This window comes from Chryseobacterium sp., assembly GCF_008831505.1.
Classification (GTDB): Bacteria; Bacteroidota; Bacteroidia; order Flavobacteriales; family Weeksellaceae; genus Marnyiella.
In genome coordinates, this window is record NZ_CP044507.1 from 2,465,423 (window position 1) to 2,480,568 (window position 15,146).

At 43.9% G+C, this 15,146-nt stretch carries 17 protein-coding genes; 10 read left to right on the forward strand and 7 right to left on the reverse strand.

The features are described 5' to 3' along the window. Positions 1-5: 5 nt before the first annotated feature. The 10 genes from F7R58_RS11540 (at position 6) to F7R58_RS11585 (ending at position 7,163) form a co-directional block, all read left to right on the forward strand. Positions 6-536, forward strand: a complete 531-nt coding sequence (locus tag F7R58_RS11540; RefSeq protein WP_187695285.1) for a 3-oxoacyl-ACP synthase — start codon at positions 6-8, stop codon at positions 534-536. A gap of 5 nt (positions 537-541) precedes the next feature. Then, the gene (locus F7R58_RS11545) at positions 542-799 is read left to right on the forward strand and encodes a phosphopantetheine-binding protein (protein WP_158065060.1); all 258 of its coding nucleotides are present in this window, start codon (positions 542-544) and stop codon (positions 797-799) included. Positions 800-802: 3 nt separating this feature from the next. Further along, entirely contained in the window at positions 803-2,002 is a 1,200-nt protein-coding gene (locus F7R58_RS11550) for a beta-ketoacyl-[acyl-carrier-protein] synthase family protein (protein ID WP_158065061.1), read from the forward strand. After that, positions 1,999-3,063 carry a beta-ketoacyl synthase N-terminal-like domain-containing protein gene (locus F7R58_RS11555; RefSeq protein WP_158065062.1) on the forward strand — a complete coding sequence of 355 codons (1,065 nt, stop codon included), beginning with the start codon at positions 1,999-2,001 and terminating at the stop codon, positions 3,061-3,063. The genes F7R58_RS11550 and F7R58_RS11555 overlap by 4 nt, the downstream gene beginning before the upstream one ends. 63 nt (positions 3,064-3,126) lie before the next feature. Further along, a complete protein-coding gene (locus tag F7R58_RS11560) occupies positions 3,127-3,879 on the forward strand; it encodes a polysaccharide deacetylase family protein (protein WP_158065063.1) in 753 nt (250 codons plus the stop codon). Further along, positions 3,876-4,499 (forward strand): LolA family protein, encoded by a 624-nt coding sequence (locus tag F7R58_RS11565; RefSeq protein WP_229723814.1) that lies wholly within the window; start codon positions 3,876-3,878, stop codon positions 4,497-4,499. The genes F7R58_RS11560 and F7R58_RS11565 overlap by 4 nt, the downstream gene beginning before the upstream one ends. Continuing rightward, positions 4,465-5,100, forward strand: a complete 636-nt coding sequence (locus F7R58_RS11570) for a hypothetical protein (RefSeq protein ID WP_158065064.1) — start codon at positions 4,465-4,467, stop codon at positions 5,098-5,100. The genes F7R58_RS11565 and F7R58_RS11570 overlap by 35 nt, the downstream gene beginning before the upstream one ends. Positions 5,101-5,123: 23 nt before the next feature. Further along, a complete protein-coding gene (locus F7R58_RS11575) occupies positions 5,124-5,489 on the forward strand; it encodes a 3-hydroxyacyl-ACP dehydratase (protein ID WP_410493620.1) in 366 nt (121 codons plus the stop codon). A 3-nt stretch (positions 5,490-5,492) separates the two neighbouring features. Next, entirely contained in the window at positions 5,493-5,969 is a 477-nt protein-coding gene (locus tag F7R58_RS11580; RefSeq protein ID WP_158065066.1) for a hypothetical protein, read from the forward strand. Positions 5,970-5,975: 6 nt separating this feature from the next. Beyond that, complete coding sequence (locus tag F7R58_RS11585; RefSeq protein WP_158065067.1) at positions 5,976-7,163, forward strand: DUF2062 domain-containing protein; 1,188 nt, start codon at positions 5,976-5,978, stop codon at positions 7,161-7,163. Here the strand turns inward: F7R58_RS11585 and F7R58_RS11590 are convergent. From F7R58_RS11590 to hutH, 7 genes are read right to left on the reverse strand one after another with little or no spacing between them, the layout of a single operon-like run. Further along, a complete protein-coding gene (locus tag F7R58_RS11590) occupies positions 7,153-8,778 on the reverse strand; it encodes a C45 family autoproteolytic acyltransferase/hydolase (RefSeq protein WP_158065068.1) in 1,626 nt (541 codons plus the stop codon). The genes F7R58_RS11585 and F7R58_RS11590 overlap by 11 nt on opposite strands. Positions 8,779-8,828: 50 nt before the next feature. Continuing rightward, on the reverse strand, positions 8,829-10,343 hold the full coding sequence (locus tag F7R58_RS11595; protein ID WP_158065069.1) for a phytoene desaturase family protein: 1,515 nt from the start codon (positions 10,341-10,343) through the stop codon (positions 8,829-8,831). A 35-nt stretch (positions 10,344-10,378) separates the two neighbouring features. Continuing rightward, positions 10,379-11,260, reverse strand: a complete 882-nt coding sequence (locus F7R58_RS11600) for a lipid A biosynthesis acyltransferase (protein ID WP_158065070.1) — start codon at positions 11,258-11,260, stop codon at positions 10,379-10,381. Between the two features lie 41 nt (positions 11,261-11,301). Continuing rightward, complete coding sequence (locus F7R58_RS11605) at positions 11,302-11,562, reverse strand: acyl carrier protein (RefSeq protein WP_158065071.1); 261 nt, start codon at positions 11,560-11,562, stop codon at positions 11,302-11,304. A gap of 12 nt (positions 11,563-11,574) precedes the next feature. Next, a complete protein-coding gene (locus F7R58_RS11610; protein ID WP_158065072.1) occupies positions 11,575-12,798 on the reverse strand; it encodes a beta-ketoacyl-[acyl-carrier-protein] synthase family protein in 1,224 nt (407 codons plus the stop codon). Between the two features lie 48 nt (positions 12,799-12,846). Next, positions 12,847-13,578 (reverse strand): 3-oxoacyl-ACP reductase FabG, encoded by a 732-nt coding sequence (gene fabG / locus F7R58_RS11615; protein WP_158065073.1) that lies wholly within the window; start codon positions 13,576-13,578, stop codon positions 12,847-12,849. Positions 13,579-13,588: 10 nt separating this feature from the next. Next, positions 13,589-15,106, reverse strand: coding sequence for a histidine ammonia-lyase (gene hutH, locus F7R58_RS11620; RefSeq protein WP_158065074.1), 1,518 nt, complete (start codon positions 15,104-15,106; stop codon positions 13,589-13,591). Between the last annotated feature and the right edge of the window lie 40 nt (positions 15,107-15,146).

The following is a 15,146-nucleotide window of genomic DNA, read 5'->3' on the forward strand; positions in this document are numbered from 1 at the left end:
AAACGCTGAAAACGTGCAGTATAGAAAATGGCAGCATCACAGTGGATGATGAGGTGGTTTTTCAGGAAGCGCACCTCCATTTCGCTGATTTTGCCAAGGCTGTTTATAAAAAGTTCAGTTTCGACTATCCCAAATTCCACAAGATGGATGCTTTAAGCAAACTTGCATTTATGGCTTCCGAAATGGCATTGAGGGATGAAGAGAATAAAAACACCGCTTTGGTTTTCGCCAACCGGTCCTCCAGTCTGGATACCGACATGAAATATCAGGAAAGTATCAATTCGGAAGAAAATTATTTCCCAAGCCCGGCGGTTTTTGTATACACCCTCCCAAATATCTGTCTGGGTGAGATCAGCATCAGGCATCAGCTTCAAACCGAGAATGCTTTCTTCGTCATCAATGAGTTTGATGAAGACTTTATGAACCTTTACGCAGGACAGCTCCTGAAGTCAGGAAAGGCAGAGCAGGTGCTGGTGGGCTGGACGGAATTGTACGGGGAGAATTACAAAGGTTTTGTATATTTGTTGACCTTATAAAAGAAATTATGGACTTAAGAGAAGAATTAAAGCATAAAATTATAGAAGTACTGAACCTTGAAGATGTTTCTGCAGAGGAAATCGCAAACGATGCACCACTTTTCGGCGGCGGACTTGGATTGGATTCCATAGACGCGCTGGAACTTATCGTTTTACTGGACAAGCAGTACGGAATTAAGCTGGCTGACCCGAAGAAAGGGAAGGAAATCTTCGAAAGCATCGACACGATGGCTACCTATATCGAACAGCACAGAACCAAATAGTCCATGTCGCGAAAGATTGCCATCACCGGCATGGGAATCATTTCCTCCATTGGCCGGAATGTAGAAGAAAATTACGCCTCACTTCTGGAGTCCAGACATGGGATTTCCGATATCGAATTCCTTGAAACACGCCACCGTGGCGACGTGAAACTGGGGGAAATAAAAATGTCTAACGAAGACCTGATTTCAGAGTTGGGTATTCCCAAGGACAACAATTACGCACGCAGCACCCTCCTCGGCATTGTGGCGGCAAAGGAAGCCGTAGAAAGTGCCGGCATTAAGAACCTGGACCAATATCGCACAGGACTTATTTCATCAACAAGCGTGGGCGGTATGGACGTTACCGAAAAATACTTCTACGACTACGAAAACCAACCTGATAAACAGAAATACATCGCTACTCATGATGCCGGACAGTCCTCTTTGGCAATTGCTGAGGTTTTAGGTCTGAAAGGCATGGTTTCCACAATAAGTACAGCATGTTCATCGGCGGCCAATGCCATTATGATGGGTGCGAAACTTATACAGAGTGGCATTCTGGACCGTGTGATCGTAGGCGGCACCGACGGACTCTCAAAATTCACGCTGAACGGTTTCAAAACCCTGATGATCGTCACCGACACCTACAATACTCCTTTTGATAATGACCGCAAGGGTCTTAATCTGGGCGAAGCAGCCGCTTTTTTGGTACTGGAAAGTGATGAGGTCTTAGAGAAAGAAAATAAAAAGCCGATTGCCTGGCTGTCGGGGTATGCCAATGCGAACGATGCCCACCATCAGACCGCTTCCTCCGAAGACGGAACCGGTGCCTATCTGGCTATGGAAAAGGCGCTGAAAGTATCGGGACTTGACACAAGAGATATCAACTATATCAACGCGCACGGAACGGCGACTCCAAACAATGACCTCTCCGAAGGTACGGCCATGCTGAGGATTTTTGGTGATGGCCAGGTGCCGGATTTCAGTTCTACCAAAGCCTTTACAGGACACACTCTGGCTGCTGCTGCGGCAGTAGAAGCCGTCTATTCCATACTGGCAATCAACAACGGAGTCATCTTTCCAAACCTGAATTTTAAAACTCCGATGCAGGAGTTTGACCTTACGCCTGTAACAGAACTTAAGCGGAAGGAAATCAATCACGTACTCTCAAATTCATTTGGGTTCGGAGGCAACTGTTCCACTTTAATTTTCTCGAAATCATGAAGCCGGTTTATGTTAACAGTGCCGTGTGTATTTCGGTGCAGGACACGCTGAATGCAGAATTTTTCCATACAATGGAAGCTGAGCAAACCTCAGTGCTGCTTAATGCGGTTGCTCCCAATTATAAAGAGTTTATTCCGCCGGCTCAGATCAGACGGATGTCCAAAACGGTGAAGATGAGTGCCGTAGCCGCGCAGAAAGCCATGAACGAAGCCGGTATAGTGACACCGGATGCCATTATCGTTGGTACGGGAATGGGCTGCGAAGAGGACTCTGAGAAGTTTCTGAAAAACGTCATTGAAAACAATGAAGAATTCCTGACGCCTACACATTTCATACAATCCACACACAATACCGTAGCCGGACAGATTGCTTTGGCCAATTCATGCCATGCCTATAATTTCACGTATGTAAATCCGGGTTCATCGCTGGAAATGAGTCTGCTGGACGCGAAGCTTCAGATCGAACATGACGAAGCAAACAACATTCTGGTTGGCGCGACAGATGAAAAGGCGGCAAGGACGATGGAACTGTACCGTTTAAAAGGGACTATTAAAAAAGAAACAGATTTACCTGCAGATTACCTTGATTCATCCACAGCAGGTGTGGTTTGGGGCGAAGGTTCTGCCTTTTTCGTACTCAGTTCAGAAAAATCTGAAAATACAAGCGCACAGTTGCAGGAGGTAACTTTCATCAACAAGCTTGAAGAAAACGGGGTAAGTTCATTCATATCCGAATTTCTGGCTAAAAATAAACTGGAAACCACAGACATTGATGCGGTTTTACTGGGTTTCAGCGGAGATGCGCGCACAGATGGCTATTATAAAACCGCTATGGAAATATTTGAAGGGACAGATCAGCTTTTCTTCAAGCACCTTAGCGGCGAATTTAATACAGCCAGCGGATTTGCCTTCTTTATGGCCAACCAGATTCTGAAACGTCAGGAAATTCCGGAGGCGATGAGGATTAATAAGGACATTCAGAAAGATTTCATCAATAGTATCCTTATCTACAACCATCTTAATGGTGAAGACCACAGTTTGACCTTGCTCAAAAAAGCCTGACAGCCGGTTCTGCTTACAGGAATCGGGTAAAATGTATTTATCAATCTGCTTTAACTGCGTCATTTGAAACACCGGATTTCCATCTTAATTTTTATAGCCATCACGTTGGCTGTCTATTTCTTGAAAGGTGAACTATGGATGTACTTTGTTATATTGGCAATTTTCGGTGTGGTTACTTTTTTAGGCGTGACCAATATGGATTTCAACTGGTTCCTGAAAAGCTTTATCAGTAATCCAAAGGCTGAAGACCGAATCATTGCACTTACATTCGACGATGGACCAACTGAATTTACCCCAAAATTCCTGGACCTTTTGGCCAGGCATGAGCAAAAAGCAACTTTTTTCTGCATTGGAACACAGATAATAAAGCATCCGGAAATCTTCAACAGAACAGTTGCTGAAGGCCATGAGGTGGGCAACCATACCTTTTCACATTCCAAGGCAACCGGTTTTCTTTCCACTTTCAGGATGAAAAGGGAAATCTTGCGTAACGACAGAGTGATGCTGAAGAAATCAGATCTCACCACAGACCTTTACCGTCCTCCATTTGGCATTACCAATCCAAATATCGCCCGGGCAATAAGCAGAACCGGTAAGAAGTCCATCGGGTGGAATATACGTAGTTTCGACACGGCCATCAGCAACGAAAAAAAGATACTAAAAAGGATACTGCCCAAAATTGAACCCGGAAGCGTAATCCTGCTCCATGACACTTCAGATAAATCCTACCGTGTACTGCAGGAAATATTGCTATTTTTGGAGCGCGAAAACTATAAAAGCGTAACCGTGTCAGAACTTTTCAACTTCAAGAAATGAAATCAAACATTATAGCATTCCTCCTGCTTTTTGCAGGTCTATTTACATCGGCACAGACCAAAATGAACGCGGCGGAAATCAAACAGTTTACTGCTAGAATATCGGCTGAAAGTAAGAAAATAAAAACGCTGCAGGCCAACTTTGTACAAACCAAGAAAATGGATTTCCTGAACAAAGACCTTGTAACCTCCGGCGAAATGGCGCTGCAGGCTCCCGGAATGTTAAGCTGGAAGTACACCAAACCTTATCAGTACAGTGTAGTTTTCAAAAACGGAAAAATGCACATCAACGACCAGGGCAAAAAATCCACTATTAATGCAAAATCCAAAAATTTCGAAAAACTTAACAAATTAATAATCGGCAGTGCCAATGGAAATCTTCTGAATGACCCGGATTTTTCGGTTAGCTATTTTAAAAGCGGGAGCAATAACATGGCCCGGTTTATTCCGAAATCTGCGCAGCTGTTAAAGTATATCAAACAGGTTGACCTGCACTTTGCACCCAATCAAACAGTGGTTACGCAGGTGAATATGCTGGAAGCCTCCGGTGATACCACCAATATTGTCTTTAAAAACACAAAGGTCAATGCGCCTGTACCTGCTGCTGCTTTCAGTCTTTAGCCTGCTGATTGCAAGTCAGTCCTGCAAATCTTATACGCCGGCAGGCACTTCCATAAGCTCCTCTGCATCAACAGTCGTGGAGAACACCTATTTCAGCTCACCGGAAACTGACTATCTGTACCGGACTCAGATTGAGATTTACGGCAATAACCTTAGCGGAATACTTATCATAAAAAAGATATCTGATATCCATCGGGTAGCGATGACCACTGATTTCGGCAATAAAATGCTGGATTTTGAGATCTCTGATACTGCTTTTAAGATCAATTACCTTATTCCCGATCTGGACAGGAAATTGGTGAAAAATATTCTTGAGAAGGATTTCAGGGCTTTGTTAAAGGAAAGTTATGATGTAACCGAAGTTTCGGAAGATGCAGCGTTTAAAATATTTGCAACCGAAAATCCTAAAGGAAAAAATTTTCTTTTTTACGGTAAAAAAGATGGTCTGCTGAAGAAAACAGTCATCACCCAAAACGGAAAGGAGAAGGTTAATTTTCTGTTTGACGGAAAATCTGCTATCTTCGCCGACTCAATAACGCTGATACACAAAGACTTCAGACTTAAAATAAAGCTTAACCATATTAAGCCTGAGTCAGAATAAGCCTAATTAACGAAAACATGGATATACTGAACGGATTTTATATTTTGAACTCTTGCGAGAATACTGACGAAGGAACTTACTCAGCCATGATTACGCTGGATTCGGAGCACGGGATTTTCAGTGGGCATTTTCCCGGAAACCCGGTAGCTCCCGGCGTCTGTATGATGCAGATCGTAAAGGATGTAACGGAGCGGATTCTGGAAAGAAAATTATTCCTGACCTCTGCCAATAACGTAAAATTCATGGCCATCATCAATCCGGTAGAAACACCTGTCCTGAAGCTGGACCTGGATATTAAATCCGATGGCGAACAGGTAAAGGTAAAGAACGTAACCTCGTTTGGAGAGACAATTGCTCTAAAGATGTCCGTAAACTATAAATTCATCTGATTTATGAAACTGATTATCGCATTCCTAAGCGCATTTATATTTTTATTTCAGGCGCCGGACCTTGAGTCCGTCCGCGCCAAATATCCATCTGCCCACACGACCAAACAAAATGCCGACAGTTTCGCGAAACTGGTGGAAAAAGGCTCGGGTTCCACAATGGCCGGATACAAAGCTGCTGCAAAAATCATTCAGGCAAAATTTGCCAAGGGTGAAGGACGGAAGAAAATTATTTCGGCGGGCGCCACATCGCTGGAAAACGCCGTGAAAGCGGACCCTGACAATGCAGAACTGCGCCTTATACGTTTGAGCATTCAGGAAAGTCTGCCTAAATTCATTAAATACAGTGGCCACATTGCTGCCGACAAAGCTTTCCTTCTAAAAAATTACACTGAACAAAACTCCTCCCTGAAGTCACATATCAGGAAATTTGCGGCTAACTCAAAATCCTTCACCGCTGCAGAAAAACAAAAGCTGAAATAAAGGAGCATGACCCCTGCTGAGACCCGTATCCTTCTAAAAAAACATAAGATCTGCGTCCTGATCGCCACGTACAATAACCATAAAACCCTGGAGAGGGTCATAAATGGTGTACTGGCCTATACAGATGATGTAATTGTGGTTAATGATGGCTCCACAGATTCTACAGCATCCATTCTTACACAATATCAGGGTATTAAGATAATCAGCCTTCCTATAAACGGGGGCAAAGGAAATGCCCTGAGAACAGGATTTGAAGAAGCCAGGACACTGGGCTATATGTATGCGCTTACCATAGATTCCGACGGACAGCATTATCCCGATGACATCCCCGTTTTTGTAGAGGCGCTGGAGAAAGAAGGCACTGAAGTATTACTGATAGGTGACCGCAATATGGAGCAGGCGGGCATCCCCCAGAAAAGCAGTTTGGGCAACCGGATTTCCACATTTTGGTTTTGGTTTGAGACCGGAATCACGCTGAAGGATACACAGTCCGGCTACCGGCTTTATCCTTTGAACAAAATTCCGAAGAAGTTCTATACACCCAAGTTCGAATTTGAAATTGAGATCATGGTGCGGACCGCCTGGAAAGGCGTGCCTGTAAAAAATGTACCGGTAAAAGTGCTGTACGACCCGGAAGAACGGGTTTCCCATTTCCGCCCTTTCGCGGATTTTGTGCGGATAAGTATTCTGAACACAGTGTTGGTATTCATAGCCATATTTTACATTGCGCCGCGCAGGTTTATCAGGAATTTCAAAAAAAAAAGTTTTAAACGCTTCCTGAAAGAAGACGTTCTGGAAAGTGACGGCAGCAACCGTAAGAAGGCCATGTCCATTGCCTTGGGTACATTCATCGGCTTGTCACCCTTTTGGGGTTTTCAGACTTTCCTTACCATTTCCCTGGCAGTATTGCTGAAACTGAATAAAGTACTTGCTTTTGCATTTTCCAATGTAAGTATTCCGCCATTTATTCCCCTGATCGTTGGCGGATCACTGGCAATTGGCGGCTATCTTTTGGGTTCAGAGACCAATTTCATGGATCAGGAATTCAGTTTGGATTTGGTTAAAAGGCACCTTTTGCAGTATGTTTTGGGAAGCCTGATACTGGCTACTATAGTTTCTGCTCTGTTTGGGTTCGGGTTTTATTATTTTCTTGAAAAGTTCAATTCTGAAGAGAAGGACAGAACTACTTCGTAATTCCTTTTAATTTCTTTAAATATCTCTCCACTTTTTTGCGGTCGGGAACCGTGGTAATCTCCTTGGTCAGTGCCTTTTCAAACTGTACGGTCGCCTTCGTGTATTCTTTCCTTTCATAATAATATTTTCCGGCCTTGTAGTACACGCTCCACAGTTCAGGATTAAGTCGCTGATACTTTTGCAGGTAATCTGCGGGCAGCTCGGTATTTTTTTTCAGGGCATCATCCACTTCACTGTCTATTGTCCGGTAGAGTTCATAATCCTGAAATTCCTGACTATCAGCAAAAGGATCACGGGCGATATTTCTTTCGCCGGTACTCAGTACATAACCTTTCCTTTCCTTAAAAATCTCCTTCAGGTCATAACTTACCATTTCACCCAGCTGATAGGGACTGCTGGAAACCCAAACCAGTCTTTCCTCAGGCGAAAAAATGACTGAATGATGTGCCAACAGTTGGTTCAAAGCTTTTTCGTTGCCGTAGCCCAGCCTGATATCCTTCAGGCCGTCTTTATTTCGGAGAATGGAAACCATTTTCGCCGGATTCAGTTTTTCACTTTTTTCCAGAAGCTCATTCATTCGGTCAAAGCGATATTGGGAATGGCTTTCGGCAATATGTTTCTTATTTCGCCTGTCATTACTGTAAGCCTGCGACTGGAAATGATTGGAGCAAACAAGTTGGGAAGAGTTCTGAGCGTCGAACACTCCAAAATTTTTAGGTGACATTTCAATCAACACTGCTTTCCGGTCCGCTGCACTGCCTACCATAATGCTCTCGGAGACAAATACCTTTCTTTTTTTGGCGATCTTTACCGCTTCCGAAATATTTGCCGCAAACTGCAGAATCTCTTTCGCTACCAACGAAATAGGTGTTTTGGCACTTAGCGGTATCTTCGATTTACCCGCATTAATAGAAACGGTCAGACCTTCGGCATTCATGCCAGAAACTACACCCGTCATCCCCGGCCAGGTAACCGACATATACGGGATTCCAGCTTCGGGATTTACAAATGCGACGATTTTTTCTTTGGCAAAATCATCTCCGGCATAAAAATCAAAATTCCGGCCGATGAGGAGCTTACCGTTTTCAGATGTCCCGTTCCATACCGCCAGCGAGGAACATCCGACCAGCATTAGATCCTGCAGTGCGTGCCCGATGTCGTGTGCACCGTGCAGATAAAGGTTCCGCTGGAACTTCGGTGCGATACAATCATACTTATCCCCCGAATATTGAGAAAGTCCATAAATCTCTGCCTGAAAATCATTACGGACATGACGGTACATATTCCGGTTGTAAAATTTCAGAACCTTACTCAAAACCCGCTGCTTCCTTTTGGATGGCACCATATCTTCCACTTTCGAAAAAAATATCTGTTCCTGTTTATGCATAAGTTCCTGGGTAAGCGCACCCTGGTTATATCCCAATTGCAGCGCATTACCCGAAATATAAAGTTCCCAGAGATTCTGCCTGTTTTTGGTGAGGAAATTATGACCGGAAACGGTTGTGCTGTCGTTAAGTTTAGTGGTCACAGGTTTTGTAACCGGGAAGGAGCTGAGATTGGGGGTATACTGCGCCGACTTTTGTACTCCACAGGAAATGGCAGAGAAAAAAAGCATCACACAAAATCCATGCGTTAGCAGAAACCACCTGATTTTCTCCGCTTTAATCATACTGTGGATAATCTCTGGTCTATAAGTTCTGAACCCAAAATTTCTGCGCAGGTAGCAAAAGCGCCAATCGTTACGCCCAGGATGCCGTGCATATTAACCGTCTGTCCGGTTAAGAATAAGTTAGGAATCTTAGTCCGCGGCGACACCATTGTTTTTAAGGGATTACCCGAATCTTTCTCATAACCGTACATATTCCCCCTGTAATTCCCGATATAATCGCGGTAAGACAGGGGTGACGACGTATAAACTGCAGCAATATGATTTCTAAGCCCGGGAAATTTTTCTTCCAGGCGCTCTATGATCCGGTCAGCTTTCTCTTCCTTAAATCTTTCATACTCCCCGCCTCGTTCCTGCGGATCAGCTACTGTATTGTCTGTACCTTCCCATTGATTTACCTCATCAAATTCCATATAAGTGATAACGGTCATGCTTTCAGCAAATCCCGGATTTTTACGGTCGGAGGTACAGGAAAGCATATAGGATTCCGGCCAGGCCGCTTCTTCGGAACAACCACCATTCGATGAATACTTCTCTGTACTGTAATGGTAACAGTTATAGTTGAAATAGGAAACAGCACCTGGTTTCAGGGCCAGATAAACACTGAAACAGGAGGATGTAGGTTTGAGTTCAGCGATGCGGTTTGTAAATGATTTCCTGAACATTTCTTTACCTGCAAGCTCAATGGTACGCCGTATTTCAATATTGGAAATAAACTGTAAGCCGTTATATTGCTTCGCATCTTTTGTGCGCACAGCACTTAAATTTCCCGCGTCATCGTTTACAAAACTGCTCACATCTGCATGTTTGTAAACTTCAGCTCCATATTTCCGCAGTTCCCTAATGAGCAGTTTGGAGATCTGACTGCCTCCATCCGTACATTTGTACGAACTCTGTATATAGGAATTTACGGTAAGCGCATGCACATAAAGAGGCGTGTTTTCATCCAGTCCGGCATACAGGAAACCCGAACCGGCAAGCACAGCCTGCAGTTTTTTATTTTCAGTTATTGACCTTAGGAATGCAGCAGCATTAAGATAAAGCATCTCTTCTGAATACCTTTCACTTCCAGCCAAATTATAGCGCGGAAACTGCGCACAAACTTCCTGAATGCCATTCACATACCGTAGAAGATTTTCACGTTCAGCCGGGAAATGTTTTGAGAGCTGTTCAACAAAATTATCGTAACCCTGCGCATGGGGATATACGGTATCATCATTATCAAAACTAATCATGTCAAAACCGTCCTCGTCGAGTTTTTGCAGTTTCAAACCTTCCATTATACCCAGATAGCTGAAGTATCGGTGAAGGTTCTGACCTTCCGAAAGCCCGCCAAGATAGTGTACGCCCGTATCGAAGATGAGTTTACGGCGTGAAAAAGTCTGCAGGTTACCCCCAAACTGATTATTCTTTTCGAGTACACATACACTCAGACCTTCTTTAGCAAGAACGAGTGCAGAAACGAGTCCTCCCAGCCCGCTGCCAACTACTACTATGTCAAATATTTTAGACACTGCGAATTATGCTTTGCATCAAACTTACAGAATTTTCAGTCTACCTCCTCCCAGAAGTCAAAGTAATTGAACCACTGCAGCGGGTATTTTGTCAGCATACCTTCAAGATTCTGAACGTAGGAATGGAGCAGCCCCTGAGCATCGCGGTGTTTAACCTGTGCAATACGCGTATACAGATGATAGTGCAGATTTTGTTCCTTCATCACATACACATAGGCTACCGGCACGTTGAGGCGTGAAGCAATCAGAAATGGTCCGGCGGGAAATTTTGCTTTCCTCCCCAAAAGCTCCGTTTCAAGAAATTTTGAACCTTCAAAATAACGGTCGCCGGTAAAACAGATGAGTTCGTTGTTTGAAAGGGCTTCATTAATGGCGAAGATGTGCGACATGTCCTCCTTTATGAAGATGAATTTAACACTGCTTTTCCTGTCGGAAACACTTTCGAGATACTCTTTTATGATGCTGTGTTCGAGATCCGTAGTTACCAAATTGATCTGATAATTGAAATCAATCTCACCAAAGAAACGTTCTGCGATTTCGAAATTTCCGATATGCGCACTGATGAGCACACCTCCCTTTTGGTCGGCCATCATTTTTTTAAGATGGTCTATGCCGTCAAATTCATAGGTAAACCGGTCGCGAAGGCCAGCGCCAATGGCCGTTTTATCGATGATGGTCTGTCCAAAAACAAAATAATTGCGGTAAACTGCCCATCGGGATTTAAGAGAACTCCAGCCCAGTCGGCACTTAAAGTAGTAATAAATATAGCGGTTGCTGCTCTTGAGAAACAGGAAATACCAGGCCGATACGAAGTACAAAACTCCATAGGCTACCTTAATTCCCAAATTTTTAATACAAAAAACAAAAATCCTGTAGCCCAATAAGGTTCCACGGGATTTTCCGGTCCATTTTGCCATTATAATTACAACGAAGATCCAATAGATCTCAACTTACAGTTTTAGGATACCAACTCTTTTTCGCCAATTTTCTCCTGAATAGTATTATAAAAATCATCAAAAGTGATCATTTTCTTAAAATCAGCCTCGCCAAGCTTAACTCCGAAATTGCTTTCAATAATGACCACCAGGTCAATATAGTCCAGACTGTCCAGACCTAAAGTTTGCTTAAGTGGCGCCTGGCTGTGAATCTCTGAGCCATCCACTTCAAATTCATTAATTAAAAAACCGTTGACAACTGAAACAATTTTCTCTTTTTCCATCGTGTATCTTATTTATCTATCAAATTTCTTTATAATCAGTGACGAGTTGGTTCCGCCGAAACCAAATGAATTGGACAAAAATACATCAATATTGCTGTGTCTGGTCTCACTGACCAAATTAATATTACGCGCATCTTCATCCGGGTTTTCCAAATTGATATTGGGTGCAATAAAGCTGTTTTGCATCATTAGTATGGAGTAAATGATTTCGCTGGCGCCGGCCATCCAGCATTCATGCCCCGTCATGGACTTGGTGGAACTTACCGGTATTTTACTTCCGAAAATACGGTGAATGGCTTTGGCCTCGTTGGCATCACCAATAGGTGTAGAGGTAGCATGAGCGTTGATATAGTCAATTTGTTCGGGGCGCATTCCCGCGTTTTTCAGTGATCTTTCCATAGCCAGGGCCGGACCTTCCACATTGGGAGTAGAGATATGGCCTCCGTTTGACGAAAAACCGTAGCCTGCAATTTCCGCAATGATTTTTGCACCGCGTCTTTTCGCGCTCTCCAGACTTTCTACAATAAGGGTCGCGGCTCCACCGCTGGGTATCAGGCCGTCGCGGGCAGAATCGAAAGGACGTGAGGCTTTGGCCGGATCCTCTTCGCGTGCTGAAAAAACACCAAGACCGTCAAAACTTGCCATGCCATATTTATTGGTTTCCTGTGCACCACCACACACGATGATATCCTGAAGCCCTCCTTTTATCATCAGATAGGCCAGTCCCAGGGAGTGTGACCCGCTGGCGCAGGCTGCACTTACGGTCAGATTAATCCCTTTCAGTGCGAAGATGGTAGAGAGGTTCATGGTCACCGTAGAATTCATTGACTTAAATATCGCTCCCGACCCCATAAGGGTGGTGTCCTTCTTCGCGCGTACAATATCGGTGGACTCCACTACGGCCTGCGAAACGCTGTCGTTCCCATAAAGGATGCCCACTTCATTGGTATCCAGAAAGTCCTGTGAGATGCCGGCATCCTTAAAGGCATCAAGTGTGGCGATGTAGGCATATTCGCTCTCCTCGCCCATGCTGATGCGCTGCCGGCGGTTGAGCACATTTTTAAGATCCGGTTTAGGAACCCATCCCGTGAGCCCTGACCTGTAGCCAAAATCCTTACGCTCCTGGCTGAAAATGATGCCGGATTTTCCGTTATATAGTGAATTTTTAACTTCATCCAATGTAATCCCGAGGCAGGAATAAATTCCCATACCGGTGATTACGACTCTGTTTTCCATGTCTGAGACTGATTTTTCTTACTAAATGACCAATAAGTTAGCACTTTTCTATGAATATATGCCACCATTGATATTTATCACCTCGCCTGTAATATAACCCGTTTTGTCTGAAGCCAGGAATGCAACAAGGTCCGCAACTTCTTCTGCTTCGCCGAAACGGTTTGCTGGAATCATCTGCTTAAGTGCGTTTTCATCAAACTCCTGAGTCATATCTGTCTTAATAAATCCGGGTGCAACGGCATTTACGGTTATTTTCCTTTTCGCAACTTCCTGCGCCAGGGCTTTGGTAGCACCAATAACAGCGCCTTTTGCCGCAGAATAGTTGGTTTGTCCAGCGGTTCCTTTCAGGCCGGAAACAGAAACCATATTAATGATCCTGCCATATTTGTTGCGCAGCATTTTCTGAATGAAGAAATTGGTTACATTGAAGAAACCATTCAGGCTGGTGTTAATAACACTGTTCCAGTCCTCCAGCTGCATCCACATAAAAAGTCCGTCACGGGTGATGCCGGCGTTGTTTACAATCACTTCTACTACAGCATCAGGATTATTTTCCTGCCAGGAGTTCAGAACAGACTGGGTTTCTTCATAATTGGAAACATCAAATTTCAGAATCTCACCCGTAGCGCCCGCTTCTATTACCTTCTGTAAAGTATCATTTGCCGCTGCCCCGTTGGACGTATAATTGATAATAATATGATAGTTTTGCTCCTGTGCCAGCTTTACACATATGGCACTGCCAATACCACGCGAACCTCCCGTTACTATTGCACATTTCATGGTTTTCAGTTTATTTATTGATGAGGTAATCCTTGATTTTCTGCACAAAGGGATACATCACCATATCCTCTTTAAAGGCCGGAACTATTTCCCTAACCTCATCATACATTTTTCTTGTTGATGAAGAAACACTGTCTTTAAATTCAAGATACTCAATAGCCTGAACAATGGTGATGAGCTCAATAGCAAGCACCTCATAGGCATTATTGATCACTTTCTCACACATTACAGCGGCATTGGTGCCCATACTCACAATGTCCTGATTATCGTTATTATTGGGAATGCTGTGAATATACATTGAGGTTGAAAGTGCCTGGTTTTCGGCCGTCGTAGAAACAGCTGTAAATTGTACGCCCTGCATCCCAAAATTAAAGCCGAGACGGCCAAGGTTGACGAACGGAGGCAGGATTTCGTTGATTTTTGAATTCAGAAGGTAATTCAACTGTCTTTCTGCAAGCATGGTGAGTCTCGTAACTACCAGTTTCAGCTTGTCCATTTCCAGGGACACATAGTCGCCGTGGAAGTTACCGCCGTGGTACACATGTTTTTCTTCCGGAATGATGATGGGATTATCGTTGGCAGAGTTAATCTCGTCCTCCAAAACCTTTTCTGAAAATTCCAGCGTGTCCAGGACAGGCCCCAGGATTTGCGGCACACATCTGAGTGAATAATACTCCTGAACTTTATCCTTGAAGATCTCTTCCTGTGTTTCCTTATTATAAAGATGGTCTTCGCGCTTACGGATCAGTTGGCTGTCCTGAAGGTATTCCCTCATTTTGGCCGCCACTTTCTGCTGACCGGTATGTCTTTTTGTACTGTTCAGGGATTCAGAAAAATGATCGTCATAAGCCTGTACAATTTCATTAATTGCACAACTCATCCTGATACTGAGATCAATGAGTTTCTTTGTATTATAAGAATTAATGATCCCAATGCCGGACATCACCGACGTGCCGTTCATCAGGCCAATACCTTCCCGCAGTTCAATATTTATGGGTGTCAGTCCCAGCTCCTTATAAACATCGGCTGTGGGTCTTCTTTCGCCATTATAAAAAACCTCGCCTTCACCAATAAGCACCAGTGCCAGGTGGGCAAGCTGTACAAGGTCGCCGCTGGCTCCTACCCCACCGTGCTCAAAGATAAGTGGTGTAACATCCTGATTTATTAGCTCGGTAAGCAACAGAATCACAGAAGGATGAACAGCAGACTTTCCCTGCGAAAGCGTATTGAGACGCGCCAGCATAGAGGCCTTAGCCGCGGCAGGTTTCAGTGGAGTACCAACTCCGGAAGCGTGGCTTCTGATCAGGTTGTACTGAAGTTGGTATTTATCGTTTTCGGGAATTCGGTACTGAGCCATGGGCCCAAAACCGGTATTGACTCCGTAAATGACTTTTTTCTCCGAAAACTCCTTTAAAAACTGAAAACTCTGCTCCACCCTACTTACCAGGGATTCGTCCAGTTCAACCTTTTCATTTTCAAAAATCACCTTCTGGAAGTCTTCAATCTTTAAATTATTGACTAGTCTCATTCAATATTGTCTTAAAAAAATAAAAAATAGCCTATTTTGA